Here is a 19,226-nt window from a genome sequence, read left to right on the forward strand (position 1 = left end):
AGACGGGCCATTCCGCTCGCCAGCGGGAACACCTCGAACGGTAATTGAAACCATTCAATGGTGGAACGATACGACCCCATTCGGATGCGGTCAAGCAGAATTCCACGGGCGTCATCACGATCACGTAACCCTTCACGACGGTCACTTCATTGTTTGACTCGGACCGTGAATCGTTTCAGGATGAAACGTGCGCCGACGCCATCCATCTCGCGCGGCAGGGCGCCAGCAGGCGAAGGAGAGGTTGCATGACGAACGCCACCGAACTACTGGCAGGATTCGCCGAGCCGGCGCCGCAGGCGCGGCCCATGATGCGCTGGTGGTGGTTCGGGCCTGAGGTGCAACGCGCCGACATCGTGCGTCAGCTGAGGGCGATCCGCGACGCGGGGCTGGGCGGAGTCGAGGTCGCCTACGTGTACCCGCTCAGCCGGGTGGAGCATCCGTTCCTCGGCACGGAGTTCCTCGACGACCTCCGGTTCGCGGCCGATATCGCCGAATCGCTCGGGCTGCGGTTCGACCTCACGCTCGGCAGCGGCTGGTCGTTCGGCGGGCCGCACATCACGAGCGAGACCGCGTCGCGGAAGCTGGTGTGGGACGTGCGCGAGATCGGCGGAGACGCCGTGACGCTGGGCGCCCAGCCGCGCTGGCCGGGAGAGGAGCTCGTCGCCGCGTACGTCGGCGACGGATCGCTGCAGGAGCCGCCGGTGGCCTTCGACCGCGTTCCCGTCACGGCTGCGACGGTGTCGATCGAGAGCGGCAGGAGCCCGCGGCTCGTCGCGCTCGCCTGGTCGGCACCGACGGGGCAGCAGGTCAAACGTGCTGCCGCCGGTGCGGAAGGGCCCGTGCTCGACCACTACTCGGCCACCGCGGTGCGCGACCACCTTCGCGCGGTGGCGGGTCCGCTGCTCGACGCCGTCGGGGCCGAGCGCGTCGGATCCGTGTTCTGCGACAGCCTCGAGGCGTACGAGGCCGATTGGACGCCCGCGCTGCGGAAGGAGTTCGGCGCTCGGCGTTCTCATGATCTTCTGGACCACCTGTGGATGCTCCGCTTCGACGCTCCTGCCTCAGCGCAGTTCCGCGGCGAGTACTACGAGACGCTGTCCGAGCTGTTCGAGGAGAACTTCCTCCGCGTCATCCGGGCCTGGGCGGCCGAGCGTGGCGTACCGTTCCGGGTGCAGAACTACGGCGTGCCGCTCACGACGCTCAGCGCCTATCGCAGCGTCGACATCATCGAGGGCGAGGGCTGGGGCTGGCGAAGCGTCACGCAGACGCGATGGGCGGCATCCGCGGCGCATCGCCTGCACAGGGACATCGTCTCGGCCGAAGCGTGGACGTGGGTGCACTCGCCTTCGCTGCGTGCCACCCCGCTGGACCTGAAGGGAGAGGCGCATGAGCACTTCCTGCTCGGCGTCAACCACCTGATCGGGCACGGGTGGCCGGCGTCCCCTGAGGGCGAGGACCCCGGACGCCTCTTCTATGCGTCGGGCGCACTCGACGACCGGAACGCGTGGTGGTCGGCCATGCCGGCGCTCGGCGAGTACCTCACCCGGTTGAGCTGGCTGCTTCGGCAGGGTCGCCCAGTGGCGGACGTGACGCTCTATCTGCCGTCTGCCGATGCGTATGACCGGCTCGGAACGGCGCAGGGCGGATCTCTCGACCTCTGGCGCACCGCACGCGCGATCATCGGTGAGGCGGTGCCGGCGGCGATCCGCGACGCAGGGTTCGACTTCGATCTGGTCGACGACAGGATGCTGGAGCAGCTCGATCCCGCGCAGGTCGCCGCGACCGGTCCCGTGGTGCTGCCACACGTGCGGCGGCTGCCCGAGCGCACGGTTCGGTGGCTGGAATCGGTGCGCGATGCCGGGGGGACGATCCTTGACGTCGGAGAGGAAGCGGCAGAGCGTCGAGAGATCGCGCGAAGCGGTGGCGCATCCTGGCTCACGACGTCCGACGCGGAGCTCGGGAGCGAGTTGCGCGCCGCTGGCCTTCCCGATCTGCGCATCGAGCCGGTGTTCGGCGATGTCGGCTTCGTGCACAGGGACGTCGAGGGAGCCGACGTCTACTTCGTGGCGAACGCCGGGCCACACATCCGCCGCTTCTCGGTTGTGCCGCGTGCGACGCGATCGTCGTGGCAGCGGTGGGATGCCCAGAGCGGCACCGTGATCGCGCGCGGCGAGAGCGCGGTCGTGAGGCTCGAGCTGGCGCCGTACGAAGCGGCCGTGCTCGTGTTCGGTGACGACCTGCCGACCGAGACCGCCCTTGCGGGCGCGACGCGAGCGGGTGTCGTCGGTGTCGATGGGCAGCCATCCTCGGGCTCCACCGCGGTCCCGAGCTGGACGGCCGCCTTCGACGCGGAGGAGCCGGCATCCGTCGAACTCCCGCACGACTGGACGGAGCAGCGGCCGCACTACGCCGGATCCGCCGTCTACGAGCACGCGTTCGAGGGCGCAGACGTGTGGGGTTCCGAGGTTCCCGCTCGCGTGGAGCTCGACTTCGGAGAAGCCCCACCGATCGGTGCCGGCGACGCCGCCGAGCGCGGGATGCGCGGGGCGTCATACCGCGCGATGGTGGAGGCGCCCGTGCGCGAGGTCGCCGCCGTCAGCGTGAACGGTGTCGAGTGCGGCACGCTGTACGCGCCGCCCTACCGAGTGGACGTGTCGAAGGCGGTGCGCGCGGGCGAGAACCACGTGCGGGTCGTCGTGGGGAACGCCACGGCCGCCGCTCTCGCGGCCCCCGAGACCGCACGTCGGCTGGAAGCGGATGTCGCAGCGTCACACGAGCGATACGGCGCGCGTTTCCGCATGCAAGACGTCGAGCACGCGGCCGATGGACTGCGGTCGGGGCTGCTGTCGATCCCCGTGCTCAGGTGGTGGGCCGAGCGCGACGAGTGAGAACGAGCGCGCTGGGTGCGGGCCGAGCGCGACTGGTGAGGAACGAGCGCGACGAGTGACGACGAGCGCCGCCGGTCAGGACCGAGCGCGACGAGTGAACGACGATGCCCGCCCCGCCGGTGAGCGGGACGGGCATCGTGGTGTTGGTCGGTGGTGCCGAACCAGGCTCGCTGGACGGGCTGTCGCCGCTCAGACGGTCAGCTCGACGGCGGCGTTCACGTGCCCGCCGCCGATGGCGCGATCCTCGGCGCCAGGCAGGCGAAGCACGCCGTCGACGCCGTCCGGGAGTTCGGCGTCGACCGTCATCCGACCGTCCTTGACGGTCCAGTGCACGCTGACTCGTCCGTGACGGGTCTCGAGCGATGTCTCCACGTCGGTCAGCCCGCCGCCCGGCTGGGGTGCCACCAGTACTGAGGCGTATCCGGGCTTCAGGGGTGCGATGCCACCGACGACGCGGTGCATCCAGTCGGCGACGGCGCCGAGCGCGTAGTGGTTGAAGCTCGTCATCTGGCCCGGATTGATCGTGCCGTCGGGCAGCATCGAATCCCAGCGCTCCCACACCGTCGTCGCGCCCATGGTCACGGGATAGAGCCACGACGGGCATTCCCGCTCCAGCAGCAGCCGGTACGCGGCGTCGACGTGTCCCGTCTTGGTCAGCGCATCCGTGATGAACGGGGTTCCGGCGAAGCCCGTCGAGACGCGGTAGCCGGCCTGCTCGGCAAGCTCGGCCAGTCGCCGGCCCGCGAACTCCTCGTGCTCAGGGCTCAGCAGCCCGAACACGATCGCGAGCGAGTACACGGTCGTGCAGTCGCTCCTGACGACACCGTTGGCATCCACATACTCGTCGTTGAACGCCTGGCGCAGGCCGTTCGCCACCTCCTCGAACTCGGCGCGCTCGTCGGCGAGCCCGAGGATGTCGGCGACGTCGGCGACGATGCGCGCCGAGCGGTAGATGGATGCCGTCGCCACCACGCCCTTGTCGGCCTTCGCGCGCGCCGGGTCGTCCGGCGGCGCATCCGGGTCGAGCCAGTCCCCGAACTGGAAGTTGTCGTCCCACACGCCGGATGGCGAGAGCAGCCCGCGCACGTGGCGCACGTGCGCGGTCATCGAGCCGAACTGGCGGCGTAGCACCTCCTCATCGCCGTATGCCTGGTACAGCGTCCAGGGCACCCAGACGGCGGCATCGCTCCAGATCGCGGTCGAGTTGATCGGGCGGCCGAGGTCGTCCGAGCGCTCGCGGTCGATGTACTTCAGCACGTCGGGCACGACGAACCCGACGATGCCGTCGCGGTGCTGCTGCTCCAGGTCGAGGTCGACGAGCCAGTCGGAGAGGAACGAGTCCACGTCGAACAGGAAGGCCGCCGTCGGTGCGAACGCCGCGATGTCGCCTGTCCAGCCGAGACGCTCGTCGCGCTGAGGGCAGTCGGTGGGTACGTCGACGAAGTTGCCGCGCATGCCCCAGACGACGTTCTGGTGGAACTGGTCGAGCAAGGGATCGGATGTCGTCATGCTGCCGATGCGCGTCAGCTCGGAACCGATCACGACGGCGGTGATCGCGGCCGGGTCGAAATCTCCCGGCCATCCGGAGATCTCGGCATAGCGGAAGCCGTGGAAGGTGAACGTCGGCTCGAACTCGTCCTCGGCGCCGCTCAGGATGAATCGATCGGTCGCCTGCGCCGTGCGCAGCGGGCGGGTGCCGAGCTCGCCGTGCTCGAGCACCTCGGCATGCCTCACGGTGATCTCGGAGCCGGCCGGTCCTTGCACGTGCACGCGCAGCCAGCCGACCAGGTTCTGGCCGAAGTCGAGGAGGGTCTTGCCGCTCGGCGAGGTGATGACCTCGGTGACGGGCAGCTCGTTCCAGCGCTTCACGTGGGGACCGATGTAGGGAGCGAGCGTCGACGTGTCGAAGTCGACGGTGTGAACGCCCGCCCAGCCGTCGGCCGAGAAGCCCGGTCGCTTCCACGCGTCGTCGAGCAGTCGTGCGTCGATGGTCTCCCCGTCGTACAGATCGTTGGCGAGCACGGCACTCGGGCCGCTCGTCCAGCGGTCGTCGGTGGCCACGATCTGGCGGTATCCGTCGGTGAACTCGATCTCGAGCTGCGCGAACGCCCCGAGCTCTGAGCCGTAGAACGAGCCGTTCCCGGCCCAGCCCAGGCGGCCTCCGAACCATCCTTTGCCAAGGGCCAGCCCGAGCACGGTTCGCTCATCGATGAGGCCGGTCACGTCGTACTCTGCGTAGCGGAGGCGCCACTCGTAGCTGCTCCAGCCCGGCGTGAGCACGTCATCGGAGACCGGGCTGCCGTTGAGCCAGGCCTCGACGATGCCGCGGGCCGTGAGCAAGAGCGTCGCGCGTGCCACGTCGCCGTGGCCACCTTCCAGCTCGAACTCGGTGCGGAGCAGCGGCGCCCCGTCGAACTCGGAATCGGGAGCGATCATCTGGGCATGCCACGTCATTGTGTCTTCGTTCTCTCGCTGTGCGAATTGAAACGCTTCAATTGAAGCACTTCAACCGAAGTTAGAGACAAGGCCGAGCGGTGTCAAGCATGAGTTGTGACGATTCATCCTGGTCCCGTGGCGCACCACGGGTGTGCCCGAGGCAGGCTCTAGGCGGGGAGTCCGATGACTTCGATTCGGCGGGTGGCCGAAGGGTGCCTCGTGCTCGAAATCAGGATGCGACGTGCTTCGGCTGCGATATGCGGGCGAGGTGGGCGTCATCCTGAGTTGCGCGACGCGGGAGCACGAGACGCGGTTACGGGCGGTCGACGGGACACGCGCCGCGTCGTGCGATCAGCGCTCGGGCGCCGGCCCCGTCGAGCCGCGCGGCACCACCTGCGGCCCGAACGAGAGGTCGCGCTCCGGTGTCTCTCCGTTGAGGAGTGCCGACAGGCGGTGCCATGCCTGCTGGCCCAGCTGCTCGACGGGGATGGTCGCCGTCGTGAGAGGAGGAGTGGTGTACCGCGCGAACGGGATGTCGTCGAAACCGGTGACCGAGACATCCTGCGGCACGCGGATGCCTCGCTCGCCCAGCGCGCTCAGCAGGCCCATCGCCACCAGGTCGTTGAACGCGAGCACCGCGGTGGCGCCCGAGTCGACGACCACCTGAGCGGAGCCGTGGCCGTCTTCGAATCCGACGCCGCACGGGCTCGTGGCGATGGCCGCGTCGGGATTCGACGCCTGGAACTCGCGGATCGCGGCTAGACGGCTCTGGTTGGACGAGGCCTGACTGCTGCCGGCCAGATACAGCATCTTCCGGTGCCCGAGCGAGTACAGGTGCTGAAGCAGTCCGGTCAGCCCCGCCTCATAGTCCGCGACGACAGACGGCACGGATGACGCCTCCTGCCCGTCGCCGACAGCCGGCGGTTCCGGTATGCGGTTGATCACGACGGCCGGCGCGAGCAGCGGCAGCAGGGCGGCGAGCTCCTCCTCCGGCATGCGAGGAGCGCACAGCACGATGCCGTCGCAGCGCCGGCGGGCATCCAGTGCCAGCACGCGCTCCTCGTCAGCCTGCTCGTGCGAGTCGGCGACCAGCACGTGGTAGCCCTGCTCGGATGCCCCGTCGCTGAGCCCGCGCAGCGCGCCCTGGAACGTCGGGTTGCCGAGATCCGGCACGACGACGGCGATCGTCTGAGTAGTGCCCAGCACAAGGCTGCGCGCCAGGGGACTGGCCGTGTAGCCGAGGGACGCGGCGGCCTCGCGCACCCGCTCGGCGAGCGCGGCATCCACCGTCTTGCTGCCGTTCATCACGCGCGACACCGTGGAGAGCGACACCCCGGCCTGCGACGCGACATCGCCGATGGTCGCTCCGACTCGTCGCACTCCGGATCGCGATCTGGCCATCACGTCCCCCTTCCATCCGGGTCCTTCGTGCGACCGGTCCGGCCGCTCGAAGTCTCTCTTCTATTTGCGCCACTTCTTCGCGACTGCGCCAGGTTGGCTGGGCGCAATCGCGGGGTGTGGCGCATCGGCGATGTGGCATCCGAGATCGGTTCGCCGGTCGGCGTCGCGCCTTCGGCGTCTCGGATTCCGGCGACCCCGCCCGGCCGGATCCTTGCGGTCGCCGACGCTGCTCAACATATCGTGTATGTTGGCGGAAAGCGTTTTCTCACGCCAGCAGCGACGCGCCGCGGACGCCGAAGAAGGGTCCCCCACGCCGGGCAGCAGGAATGCGCGGAACCCCATCGGACCGCCAAGAGAGGAACATCGTGTCGCACCGCACCCGGTATGCCATCGTCGGAACCGGCTCCCGCGCCCAGATGTACATCGACGCCATCATCGGCGAGCATGCGGATGTCGCCGAGCTCGTCGCCATGCTCGACCCGAATCAGGGCAGGCTCGACCACTACCTCGAGCACATCGCCAGCGCCGGGCGGGGCGGGTCGGCATCGGACGCATCGGCAGCCGCCGCACCGAAGGACGCCGAGTCGGCGGACGCCGCATCGACAGGCGCGACGCAGGATGCCACGCGGCCGGTGACGGCGCATCCGGACGACCTCGAGCGGATCATCCGCGAGGAGCGCATCGAGCGCGTGATCGTCACCTCGCCCGACTTCACGCACGCCGAGTACGTGTCACGGGCGTTGCGGGCAGGGGCCCGCGTCGTCGTGGAGAAGCCGCTCACCATCGACGAGGCCGGCAGCGGTCGCATCGTGGATGCCGTGCGCGACAGCGACGGCGACGTGGTCATGACGTTCAACTACCGCTACGCGCCGCGGAACAGCGCGTTCAAGCGCGCCATCGCATCCGGCGCCATCGGCCGCCCGCTCTCGGTGCACTTCGAGTGGGTGCTCGACACATCCCACGGCGCCGACTACTTCCGTCGCTGGCACCGGCAGAAGACCAACTCGGGCGGTCTGCTCATCCACAAGGCCTCGCACCACTTCGACCTCGTGAACTGGTGGATCGACGATGTGCCGACCCGCGTCTTCGCCTCGGGTGGCCTTCGCTTCTACGGCGAGGAGAACTGGCGTCGGCGTGGCGGCGGGGAACGTCCCGAGCGCGGCACGGATGCCTGGAACGCCGACCCGTTCGCCCTCGACCAGAACAGGGACCCGCGTCTGCGCGACCTGTACCTGAAGAACGAGGGCTTCGACGGCTACCGCCGCGACCGGGACGTGTTCGACCCTGGCATTACCATCGAGGACAACCTCTCTCTCGTCGTCGACTATGCCGGCGGTCCGAGCATGAGCTACTCGCTCAATGCGCACAGCCCGTGGGAGGGCTACCGCATCGCGGTGAACGGCACGGAGGGCCGGGTGGAGCTCGAAGTGGTCGAGCGGAGCGACGTGAGCCTGGATGCCGAGGGCCGCATCATCGACCCGTCCGCCGTGGCGGATGCCAGGTCGACGTCGCTGCGTCCGCGCGGCGAGCGCATCCTGCTGCAGCGGCACTGGGAGGCGCCTCAGGAGGTCGAGATCCCGGCCGGAGAGGGCGGCCACGGCGGAGGCGACGCCATCCTGCTGCGCGACGTGTTCGTGGGTCGAAGCGCGGACGACCCGGATGAGCTGGGCCGCGCGGCCGACTATCGCGATGGCATCCGCGCCATCGCGGTCGGCATCGCGGGCAACCGCTCGCTGGCCACCGGGCTTCCGGTGCGCGTCGACGAGCTCGAGCTGGGCGTGCGCCTGAGCGGCTCGGACGGCGATCTCGCCGGCGGCTCTGCCGACGAGTCCGGCGAGCCGGCGGCACAGGCGGCGCAGGAGCCCGTTCGATGAGCAGGATCCTCGTCACCGGCAGTTCCGGGCGGCTCGGCCGGAGCGTCGTCGCGGTGCTCGCCGAGCGGGGTCACGAGGTGGTCGAGGTCGATCTCACCGTGCCCGCCGAGCACGCGGATGCGTACGCGGCGGACCTCACGGAGCCGGCCGTCGCAGCGGACGTCATCGGCGGGGCCAAGCCGGATGCCGTCATCCACCTCGCCGCGATCGCCGTTCCGTTCAGCGCGCCAGAGCAGCACATCCTCCGCACGAACGCGTCGCTCGCCTTCAACGTCATGCAGGCCGCCGTCGACGCGGGCGTTCGCAAGATCGTGACGGCATCCAGCCCCACGGTGTTCGGGTACGGGTCGCCGGCCGGGTGGGCTCCCGAGCGGTTGCCGCTGACCGAGGACGTGCAGCCCCGGCCGTGGAACGCCTACGCGCTCTCGAAGCTGCTCGCCGAACGCACCATGGAGATGTTCGCTGCCCAGCGCGGCGAGGCCGTACGGCTTGCCGCGTTCCGCCCGTGCTACGTGATCGCCCCAGAGGAATGGCAGGGTGCCCTGACGCAGCAGGGGCACACCGTGGCGCAGCGGCTCGACGACCCCGCCCTGTCGGCGCCCGCTCTCTTCAACTATGTGGATGCCCGTGACGTCGGGGACTTCCTGCATACGTTGATCGCGGCGCTCGATGACATCCCGAACGCTCAGACCTTCATCGTGGGCGCCGCCGACGCCCTGGCCCGCCGCCCGCTGGCCGAGCTCATGCCGCAGTATGTGCCGGCAGCGGCGGAAGCCGCGCAAGAGCTGACCGGCACGACGCCGGCGTTCTCGATCGCGAAGGCGCGGCGGCTTCTCGGCTGGTCGCCGGCGCACGACTGGCGCACCGAGCTCGGCGAGGCGCCGGCGAGTGAGTCCGATCGGCTGGCCGAGTCACTCGAGGGCAGCGGCTGGTGATGCCGGTGCGCGCGTGGCCGGCCGACGGCATGCGTGTCATCCACCGCGAGGAACGAGGAGAGTAATGCGATTCGACGGTGTTCTGTTCTTTCCCGTGACGGCGTTCGCCGCCGACGGGTCGGTGGATGCCGCGCTCACGGCCGAGCACGTGGCGTCGCGGCTGGAGTACGAGCCGGGCGGTGTGTTCGCGGCATGCGGCACGGGCGAGTTCCATGCGCTGAGCGCTTCGGAGGTCGGGCAGGTCGTGGCTGCGAGTGCTGAGGTCGTTGGCGGCCGGGTGCCCGTCGTTGCGGGTGCCGGCGGCCCGCTCGGGCACGCGATCGAGTGCGCGAGGCGCGCGGCGGATGCCGGAGCCGACGCCCTGCTCGTGCTGCCGCCATACCTCGTGGCGAGCACGACCGCGGGGACCGTGGCGTACCTCGAGGCCGTGCTGGCGGCATCCGATCTGCCGATCATCGTGTACCACCGGGGAACGGCACGCCTCACCGAGGATGCGGCGAAGCGGCTCGCCGGCAACCCGCGGGTGCTCGGCTTCAAAGACGGCGTCGGCGACCTGGGTGTCGCGCAGCAACTCGTGCGAGCCGTGGCGGAGACGGGCAGAGCGGACTTCGCGTTCTTCAACGGGCTGCCGACAGCCGAGCTGACGCAGCAGGCGTACCGGGCCATCGGCATCGCGCTGTACTCGTCCGCCGCGTTCGCAATGGCGCCCCGCGTGGCGAAGGCGTTCTACGAGGCGTACGCCGGAGGCGACGACGAGCGGCGGCTCCAGATCCTCGACGCGTTCTACCTGCCGCTCGTGCGGCTCCGCGATGAGGTGCCCGGCTTCGCCGTGTCGCTGGTGAAGGCGGGCGTGCGGATCGGCGCAGCGGGTGCACCGGCGCTCGACGTGGGAGGAGTGCGGCCGCCGCTCGTGGACCCGAACGAAGCGCAGCTCGACGAGCTGCGTCGCATCCTCGCCATCGGCGACGAGCTGGTGGGCGCTTCGCGATGACCGGTGCGCACGCACCCGAACTCGGCCGCGTCGCGGGCATCAGAACGCGTCTGATCGACGCGCCGCTGCTGCGGCCGTGGGGCGACGACGTGCGAAGCCTGCATCTCATCGAGGTGCTGGTCGATACCGAGGCCGGTGTCACGGGTCACGGATTCAGCTGGACGCCCTCCATCGGAGCTCATGCGGTCGCGGCCATGCTCGCCCACGACATCCGCGACTTCGCCGTGGGTCGTGAAGCGGATGCCCGCGCACTCTGGCCGCCGCTGTGGCGTCACCTGCACGAGGCGGGCTCCGGCGGCGTCACCACGATCGCGATGGCCGGGCTCGACCTGGCCCTGTGGGATGCCGCGGGCAGGGCCGCGCACGCCTCCGTCGCGGAACTGCTCGGCGCGCCACGATCGTCCGTCGGGGTGTACGGCAGCGGCGTGAACAGGCACTATCCCCTCGGCGAGCTCGTCGAGCAGGCGCAGCGCTGGGCGGATGCCGGATACGGCCTCGTGAAGATGAAGGTGGGCGGCCGTCCGCTGTCGGAAGACGTCGACCGCATCGCCGCCGTGCGGGAGACCATCGGTGCCGACACGGAACTCGCGATCGACGCGAATCAGCTGTGGTCTCTCGAGGAGGCCGAGCATGCCATCGGCGAGCTGAGCCGGTTCGGCCTGCGCTGGATCGAGGAGCCGCTGCGCGCCGACGACCTCCTGGGCCATGCGACGCTTCGCTCCGCCGTCGATGTTCCGGTCGCGCTCGGCGAGAACCTGCACACCGTCTACCGGTTCCGGGAGGCGATCGAGGGTGGCGCCGCCGACATCGTTCAGCCGAACGTCGTGCGGGTCGGCGGCATCACGCCGTTCCTCGCGATCGCCGAGGTCGCCGAGCAAGCGGACGTGCCGCTCTACCCGCACCTGCTCCCCGACGTTTCCGCGCAGCTGGCGGTCGCGATGTCGCATCCGACATTGGTCGAGGAGGTCGAGGATGCCGGGTTCGAGCGCCTCGGACTGCTCGCCGAGCCCGGCCCCGTCACGGTCGACAGAACCGTCGCCACCGTGACCGGTCGCGAGGGCCTGGGGATCGTCTTCGCCTGAGGCGGCTCCGGTGCCGGCGACCCCTCTCGCAGGCCACCGATCGGGCTGAGAGATCTCGCCCTGCGTGCGGGCCGCTCGATCGCTACCGCTGCAGCGTCACCGGCCGCTCCCGCCCCCCGACGCGCGTCGTCGGCCAGCGCTCATCCCGCGTGATGGGCTCGATGACGGGCGCTTCCGGCGTGCCGGTGAGGAGTACGGTGTCCTCGATCTTCGCGCCAGGCACCCAGGGATTCCATGTGAACGCCTGACCCAGCCGAACGACGTCGCTCGTCGAGGGTGTGGCGCGCGGGTCGCGGCCGCCGTATCCGGCGGCTCCGCCCTGGTGGTGTCGCCGCCACTGTTCGGCGTCGAAGCCGTGCGCCGGGTACGCGCCGGCGATCACCTGGAGTACGTCGCTGAGCACGGTGCCGGGCCGCGTCGCATCCAGCGCGTCGGCCTCGACCTCGAGGATGCGTCGCTGCGCATCCTCCTCGTCGCTGGTGAGCGGGCGGAACGCCACCCATCGGCTGAGGTTCGCGATGAGCCCGTCGCGCCGTGCGCACACGACCACCATGGCTCTGCCGCCCAGCGGGCCGTCGGTCGGCAGGGGATGCGGCAGGGATGCCCGCCGCTCTCCGGCGACGAGCAGCACGAGCGGGTCGGCGCCGATCGCGACGAGCCGGCCGGCCAGTTCGGCCGCTGTCCGGCGCTCCGACCACGAAGGCTGGGCGGCGAGCAGCACGTCGGTGACCGCTGCCGCTGCATCGGCGCTCAGCGCTCTAAACCGCTGCCGCTCGCCGGGCAGCAGCACGGCCCGCGCTGCCCGCAGCTCGGCATCCAGCTGGTGCTCGTGCAGGGCGCTCGAGATTGCGGGCATCTCGAGCGCCTCGTACCAGGGCCGATCACGGATGACGACGCCCGCCGGCAGCTCTTCGGCCACCAGGCGCTCCGCCTCGTTCGAGGTGACGAACACCTCGTCGTCGTCGCGGCCGACTCGCACCGCCGCGATCGGGTCGGCCGCCAGGCTCACGTTCTGCCGTCCGCCGTCGAGGTACCAGGCCACGGCCGCGGCACTCGTCAGCAGCACGGACTCGGCGTCGGCTCGATCGAGCAGTTCGAGCACCCTGGCGCGCTTCACGGCGCGATCCGACGCGCGTTGGGCCGCCGTGGTCGGCTCCGGCCGCGACGACGCCTCCGCCGGCCCCGACGACTCCTCGTGGATGCCGACTGCCTCCGATCCCGCTTCGGCCGTGTGCTCTGTTGGTCCCTGTCTCATCGCGTCCGATCCCGATCGATGTCGTCTGTGTCGTCCGGCGTCATCCGCGACGAAGCGTCTCTGCGAGCTCGTTCGCCTCGCTGGTCGAGACGGCGCCGTCGATGACCGCTGCGCGATACCTGCGGCTCAGGCCGTCCGCCGGCACGGGCGTGCGGGCATCCCACGCCACGGCGCATCCGATGCCCGGGTAGTTCTTCACGCGCACGAACCACGGGTCGCCCGCGGTGGTCTCGTCGCCACCGGTCAGCACGATGGAAGCCGTGCCGTTCTGCTCCGGTCCTGCCAGGAAGTCCGCGCTGAAGGTGAGCCACGGTGCGACGCTGCCGTTGACGGCGTCTTCGCCCGCGGCATCCGCGGTGAACACGGCGACATCCACGCAGTCGGGCAGTCGCCAGAAGAACCCGCCATAGCCGGCCCCGACCCTGCCCTTGCTGCCGGGACTGCCCAGCGTGACCTCGCCTTGCGACGGGGTCAGGTGCACATCGAACTCGAGCGACCAAGCGGTGCGGCCGTCGCCGAACGGCAGGGCCCGCCAGCGGATGTCACGGCTCTCCTCCAGCACGGACTCGCCCGCCGGGCCGCGCCAGGCCAGCTCGTGCCGAACGCCGTCATCCGTCGGATCTGTGCTCAGCACCTCGATGCGGCCGTGGTCATCGAGCGTCTCGTAGCCGCGATTGTGCACGTAGGTGCGGCCGCCCCAGAAGTTGATGCCGTCGGCATCCTGCACCGTGAATGCCACTCCGGTATGCCAGTCGTGGTCGGCCGGATGCGTCGCCGTCACCGTCACTCCGCCCAGCGTGCGCACGGGGTGCAGGTAGGGGTGGGGGCTGGAGAACGAGATAGTTCCCCCGCCGTCGACCTCGCGCGCCACCGTGACGCCGTCCACATGCGCCGTCGCGATGACGCTGTCGGCGCCCGGCGTCGCCCACGGCACGCCGAGCTCGCTGAACGTCGCGCCCTGCTCCGATGCCGCCTGCACGGTCGCGACGATGCCGTCGATGATCGGGTACTCGGCCGCGCCCTCTCCGTGCCAGGTCACCAGGCGCGGGTCGATCTTCGTCGGCTCCGGCGCCTCCCGCACGGCCTCCACGACGCGCATGAACGCACCAGTCGACACCAGCGGCACGATCAGGTCGACCCCGTTCCTGCGGTGTTCGATGAGGTTCTCCAGCAGATCGGACCGCCCGAACGAGGTCTCATTCCCGTCGGCAGTGATCACATCGGTCGTGTACGAGAACGACGCGGATGCCTGCGTCCCCCTCACCGCGACCGTCGCGGCGCGATCCGGCGCGTCGTGCAGCTCGGGCGGGGCGCACAGCGTGAGCGCGCACGTCACGGTCGGGCGCCCCGACGCGCTCACCCGGATCACGGACGTGTCGTCGGCCTCGATCGCATTCACCCGGTACAGCTCGGTCTCGACCAGTCCGACCGACTCGGCCGTGTCGTAGCCGGCGATCCGCAGCGCCGTGGCGACGGCATGCGCGAGCGGGTTCGTGACGACGCCGTCGACGACCGCGTGTCCGTCCAGTGTGCGCCGGCCGGCCCACCGTGCACGCTCCCAGTACGACTTGGCGCGGCTCCACAGCCCGGTCGCGCTGACGGATCGCATGGGTCCCAGGTCGAGCGCGTCATCCTGGAGCGCGGCGATCGCGGTGGACCCGAGGCTCTGGAAGCCGACCTGTACGGCTCGACCGGTCTCGCGCTGCACGGCGAGCAGGCGCTCGAAGGCAGCCATGGAGGGCACCGGCGGCTTCTCGAGAAGCACATCGGCTCCTGCTCGCATGGCGATCTCGGCGAGACGCTCATGGGTGTCCAGCGGAGTCGCCACGATCACGATGTCGGCCCGATGCCTGGCGAGCGCGGCATCGAGGTCGGCGTAGAGCGGGATGTCGCCGTCGCGGTCGCGCTTGGCGGCCACGGCCGGATCCACGAGTCCGACGATCGAGAGGCGACCCTCAGCCGCCAGGCGACGAGCGTTCTCGAGGTGAAGCCTCCCGTAACCCCCTACGCCGGTTATCACGACGTGCGGAACCGCATCGCTGTGCGTCATGCCCTTGTCACCTCACTGTGTGTCGCTCTCGACGGCCGCTTACATCATGTCAGAAAGCGCTTTCCAGCGCCGCTTCTCCCACTGCGCGGCGACGCCGAGGTGCCTCACGCCCGCTGCGCGGCCGCTTCGTCGCCTTCCATCTCGGCAATCGCCAGTCCACGGCTCGGCTGCTGGAACGTGAAGCGGAGCCTGCGCTCCGTGAAGGCCAGGCGCATCCCGCGGTACCGCACCATGTAGTAGATGCCAACCGCCGCGGCCAGGATGCCGGATGCGCCGCCGACCACGAGCGCCCAGCGCGGCCCGAAGGCGTCGGCCACCCAGCCGACGATCGGCGCACCGATCGGGGTGCCGCCCATGAAGATGGCCATGTAGATGGCCATCACGCGGCCGCGCACGACCGGGTCCGTGCTCAGCTGCACGACCCCGTTGGCCGTCGTGTTGAAGGTCTGCGATGCCACGCCGACGATCGCCAGCATGGCGCCGAAGAACCAGTAGCCGGGGGCGGCAGCGGCGGCGACGCATCCGATGCCGAAGATCACACCCGAGACGGCAAGCAACGAGCCGCGCGGTTTCTCGCGCCGCGCCGCCAGCAGGGCGCCGACGACCGAGCCGACCGCCATGACCGACGACAGGATGCCGTACTCTCCCGCGCCCTTATGGAAGACGGTGCTCGCCATGCTCGCGACGAAGATCGGGAAGTTGAGACCAAAGGTGCCGACGAGGAACACCATGGTGAAGATCGTCAGGAGGTCGGGGCGCCGGCGAACGTACCTGAACCCCTCGACCAGGCTTCCGCGGGACCGCGTGGCGCGCTTCGTGGCATGCAGGCGATCACGCCGCATCAGCGCGAGGGATGCCAGCACGGCGGCGAAGCTCACCGCGTTGATGAGGAACACCCAGCCGGCGCCGACAGCGGCCGTCAGGAGCCCCGCGACGGCGGGACCGACGAGCCGCGCGGCGTTGAACGAGGCGGAGTTGAGCGCGACGGCATTGCCGAGCAGCTTCGTGCCGACGAGATCACCGACGAACGTCTGCCGCGCAGGGGCGTCGAACGCGGCGACCACGCCGAGCAGCAGAGCGAACAGGTAGACGTGCCAGAGTTGCACGGCGCCGCTGATGGTGAGGATGCCCAGCCCCAGACCCAGCACGCCCATGGCGCCCTGCGTCGCCATCATGAGCTTGCGGCGGTCGAGGTGGTCTGCGGCGTATCCGGTGACGGGGAGCAGGATCAGCTGTGGACCGAACTGCAGCGCCATGACCACGCCGACGGCCAGCGCGTCGTTGTGCGTGAGCTGGGTCAGCACGATCCAGTCCTGCGCGGTGCGCTGCATCCAGGTGCCTACGTTCGACACGAGCGCGCCCGCGAACCAGATGCGGTAGTTCACCGACGACAGCGAACGGAACATCGCCGTCATGAATCGGCCAGTTCCCGCATCACCTGCGCGGCGTCGGCCAGCAGCGCTCGAGTCGCGGGCGGCAGCCTCGCCAGCCGCCGGTCGAGCCAGGCGTCTCGGCGCCTGCGGGTCTCCTTGACGAGCTCGCGGCCGGCATCCGTCGGCACGAACAGCACCTTGCGGCGGTCGTCGGAGGACGCCTGGCGCACCACGTATCCCGCCGACTCCAGCTTGTTCACTGTGCGATTCATCGACGGCGGCGTCACGCGCTCGTGCTCGGCGAGCTCGCTCAGAGTCTTCTCGCCCTCGCGGAACAGCAGCGCGAGAACGCTGTACTGACCGTCGCTGAGGGCGCCGTCGGCCTTCTCTGCCCGGATGCGTCGCGACAGCCGCGCCACGGCGACCCGCACATCGCTCGACAGCTCGTGCGTCGTGATGCGTCGCGACGACGACTCGGATCGCGTCTGCGGCGGCGGGCCGGCGATGGTCGCAGCGGAGACCGCCGACGAGACGCTCGACCCCGCCTGCCTCGGCGACACGGCGGTCGCACTCGGAGTCATCGGAGGAGTCATGATGTTTAGCATAACAAATTAGCCACGCTAACTATTTCGGAACTGGGCTTTCGTCGCGTTCCCGAGTGCCGCGTCTCGAGGCGCGGAGGTTCTGGGGCGCCTCCTGCGGTGAGGCCGCTGTCCGCCCGCTGGCTCCGGCCTCCGCCGTGTGACGCCACCTGCGGCCGCCTGCTGCTGCCCCGGCGCCCGCCTACTGCTGCGCGGGCGTCAGCCCGCCGTTGCATCCGCCGCCTGCCGACCGGCGGCCCGAAGGCGCCGAGCGGTGCGCGGATAGACTCGAAGGCGTCGTTTCTCGGAGGAACTCAACGTGTCGCCATCTCTGAAGTCCGCGCCCACCACGGCCCATTCCCGCATCCTCAGCGTCGGCGGTGCCCGAGGCGAACTGGTGGTTCCCAACGCCGACATCATCGAGCCCATCAACAGCTCGGACGAGTGGATCCGCCGCCGCACGGGCATCGTGACCAGGCGCCGGGCTCCCCGTGAGGTCACCGTCGAGCAGCTGGCAGAGGACGCGGGGCGGTCAGCGCTGGCGGCATCCGGTCTGGACGCAGCCGACATCGACGCCGTGATCGTGTCGACCGTGTCGTGGCTGCAGTCGACTCCCGGCATGGCGCCTCAGGTGGCATCGCGGCTCGGCATCCCCGACGCGGCCGCCTACGACGTCAACGCCGGATGCGCGGGCTACTGCTACGGCATCGGCCAGGCGGACGCGATGATCCGGTCGGGCCTTGCCGGGCACGTCATGGTGATCGGCGCCGAGAAGCTCAGCGACATCGGCGATCCCACCGATCGCAGCCTGTCGTTCATCATCGGCGACGGGGCGGGTGCGGCCATCCTCGGGCCGTCCGACGAGCCGGGAATCGGTCCGACCGTGTGGGGATCCGACGGCACGAAGGCCGACGTGATCACCATGACCCACTCCTGGCTCGACTTCAAATACGCCGAGCCGGGCACCGTGCCCTGGCCCACCGTGTACCAGGAGGGCCCATCGGTGTACCGCTGGGTGATCTCGGCCATGCCGGACATCGCGGAACGGGCCATCGCCGAGGCCGGCCTCACGGCCGCCGACATCGACGTCTTCATCCCGCACCAGGCGAACCTGCGCATCATCGAGAGCCTGCAGGAGCGGCTCGGGCTGAGGGACGACGTCGTGGTCGCGCGAGACATCGTCGACACCGGCAACACGTCGGGCGCCTCCGTGCCGCTCGCGACGGAGCGCCTGCTGCGCGAGGGCGAGGCCCACGGCGGGCAGATCGCGCTCCAATTCGGCTTCGGCGCGGGGCTGGACTACGCGGCTCAGGTCGTCGTGCTGCCCGATCACGTGGGCGAGACGGCGAACCCGCCCGTCGCGGCCGAGTGAGGCGACGCGACGCCATCGCCCACTGACACGTGGGGTGGGAGAATCGCCGCGTGCCGAGCTTCGAGGATGAACAGGGCGTCACCGTCAGCTACTACGTGTGGCGGGTCGAGCATCCGCGCGCCGTGGTCCACCTCGTGCACGGCCTGGGCGAGTATGCGACGCGTTACCAGCAGCTCGTGGACGTGCTCAACGAGAACGGGTTCTCGGTCTACGCCGCCGACCAGCGCGGCCACGGTCAGACGGGGCTCGAGCAATGGAACGGCGACCGCTCCAGACTCGGGCGCCTCGGACCGGGTGGCCTGCGCGCCGCGGTCGACGACGTGCGGATGCTCGGCCGCATCATCCGCGAAGAGAACCCTGGGATTCCCGTCGCGCTGCTCGGGCACAGCTGGGGCTCGCTCATGGCGCAGATGCTCGTGAACCGGCATTCCGACGAGGTGGACGCGCTCGTGCTCACCGGGACGGCCTACCGCATGCCCGCGCACATGGAGGCCGGCAACCTCAACAAGCGGCACAAGACGCTCGGCACCACGGGATACGAATGGCTCAGCCGAGACGCGAGCGTCGCTGCCGAGTTCGCGGCCGACCCGCTCACGTTCGACGCCAAGGTGCTGAAGCTCTTCGGTGTGGCCGACGGGCTGCGGCTCTACGGGCGGCCTGCGCGTGGCATCCGCGACCTTCCGCTTCTCGTGATGATCGGCGAAGAGGACTCGCTGGGCGGTCCGAAGAGCGCGCGGATGCTCGTCGCCGCCTACCGCAAGCGCTCCGGACTCACCGACACGCAGCTGGTCATCTATCCGGGGGCGCGGCACGAGGTCTTCAACGAGACGAACCGCGCAGAGGTCTTCGCCGACCTCGTGCGCTGGCTCGACGTCCGCTTCCCCGCCCGCGTCTGACGGGCGGGCGCGTCGGCGCCCGCCCGCGCGGCCTGCGTGTTCGTGTGTCCCACGACGCCTCCCGTGCCGAGACATGCCGATCCGTTCGAGAC

At 70.1% G+C, this 19,226-nt stretch carries 13 protein-coding genes; 7 read left to right on the top strand and 6 right to left on the bottom strand.

Translation table 11 applies throughout. The features are described from left to right. Positions 1-245: 245 nt before the first annotated feature. Positions 246-2,888 carry a glycosyl hydrolase gene (locus tag VHB92_RS03270; protein WP_325451344.1) on the top strand — a complete coding sequence of 881 codons (2,643 nt, stop codon included), beginning with the start codon at positions 246-248 and terminating at the stop codon, positions 2,886-2,888. A 189-nt stretch (positions 2,889-3,077) separates the two neighbouring features. Here the strand turns inward: VHB92_RS03270 and VHB92_RS03275 are convergent, their stop codons facing one another. Both VHB92_RS03275 and VHB92_RS03280 read right to left on the bottom strand, forming a co-directional pair. After that, positions 3,078-5,324: an alpha-L-rhamnosidase gene (locus tag VHB92_RS03275; RefSeq protein WP_325451346.1), complete on the bottom strand. Its 2,247-nt coding sequence runs from the start codon at positions 5,322-5,324 to the stop codon at positions 3,078-3,080. 351 nt (positions 5,325-5,675) lie between these two features. Then, on the bottom strand, positions 5,676-6,725 hold the full coding sequence (locus VHB92_RS03280) for a LacI family DNA-binding transcriptional regulator (protein WP_325451348.1): 1,050 nt from the start codon (positions 6,723-6,725) through the stop codon (positions 5,676-5,678). Between the two features lie 326 nt (positions 6,726-7,051). Here VHB92_RS03280 and VHB92_RS03285 point away from each other — a divergent pair, with 326 nt between their 5' ends. From VHB92_RS03285 to VHB92_RS03300, 4 genes are all read left to right on the top strand, one after another. Further along, on the top strand, positions 7,052-8,599 hold the full coding sequence (locus VHB92_RS03285) for a Gfo/Idh/MocA family protein (protein ID WP_414653057.1): 1,548 nt from the start codon (positions 7,052-7,054) through the stop codon (positions 8,597-8,599). Beyond that, positions 8,596-9,534 carry an NAD(P)-dependent oxidoreductase gene (locus tag VHB92_RS03290; protein WP_325451352.1) on the top strand — a complete coding sequence of 313 codons (939 nt, stop codon included), beginning with the start codon at positions 8,596-8,598 and terminating at the stop codon, positions 9,532-9,534. The genes VHB92_RS03285 and VHB92_RS03290 overlap by 4 nt, the downstream gene beginning before the upstream one ends. Before the next feature lie 64 nt (positions 9,535-9,598). Further along, positions 9,599-10,525, top strand: a complete 927-nt coding sequence (locus VHB92_RS03295) for a 5-dehydro-4-deoxyglucarate dehydratase (protein WP_325451354.1) — start codon at positions 9,599-9,601, stop codon at positions 10,523-10,525. After that, positions 10,522-11,607, top strand: a complete 1,086-nt coding sequence (locus VHB92_RS03300; protein WP_325451356.1) for a mandelate racemase/muconate lactonizing enzyme family protein — start codon at positions 10,522-10,524, stop codon at positions 11,605-11,607. Before VHB92_RS03295 ends, VHB92_RS03300 begins: the two co-directional genes overlap by 4 nt. Before the next feature lie 82 nt (positions 11,608-11,689). Here the strand turns inward: VHB92_RS03300 and VHB92_RS03305 are convergent, their stop codons facing one another. The 4 genes from VHB92_RS03305 to VHB92_RS03320 form a co-directional block, all read right to left on the bottom strand. Then, entirely contained in the window at positions 11,690-12,862 is a 1,173-nt protein-coding gene (locus tag VHB92_RS03305; RefSeq protein WP_325451358.1) for a M24 family metallopeptidase, read from the bottom strand. 40 nt (positions 12,863-12,902) lie between these two features. Continuing rightward, entirely contained in the window at positions 12,903-14,912 is a 2,010-nt protein-coding gene (locus tag VHB92_RS03310; RefSeq protein ID WP_325451360.1) for a DUF6807 family protein, read from the bottom strand. A 104-nt stretch (positions 14,913-15,016) separates the two neighbouring features. Next, positions 15,017-16,327, bottom strand: a complete 1,311-nt coding sequence (locus tag VHB92_RS03315) for an MFS transporter (protein WP_325451362.1) — start codon at positions 16,325-16,327, stop codon at positions 15,017-15,019. Further along, positions 16,324-16,878: a MarR family transcriptional regulator gene (locus tag VHB92_RS03320; protein ID WP_325451364.1), complete on the bottom strand. Its 555-nt coding sequence runs from the start codon at positions 16,876-16,878 to the stop codon at positions 16,324-16,326. Before VHB92_RS03320 ends, VHB92_RS03315 begins: the two co-directional genes overlap by 4 nt. 307 nt (positions 16,879-17,185) lie before the next feature. On the opposite strand from VHB92_RS03320, the gene VHB92_RS03325 reads away from it, so the two are divergent. Continuing rightward, entirely contained in the window at positions 17,186-18,238 is a 1,053-nt protein-coding gene (locus VHB92_RS03325; RefSeq protein ID WP_325451366.1) for a beta-ketoacyl-ACP synthase III, read from the top strand. Positions 18,239-18,288: 50 nt separating this feature from the next. After that, positions 18,289-19,134 (top strand): alpha/beta fold hydrolase, encoded by an 846-nt coding sequence (locus tag VHB92_RS03330; RefSeq protein ID WP_325451368.1) that lies wholly within the window; start codon positions 18,289-18,291, stop codon positions 19,132-19,134. Positions 19,135-19,226: the final 92 nt, after the last annotated feature.

It is taken from the genome of Humibacter sp. (assembly GCF_035547335.1).
Taxonomy (GTDB): Bacteria; Actinomycetota; Actinomycetes; order Actinomycetales; family Microbacteriaceae; genus Humibacter.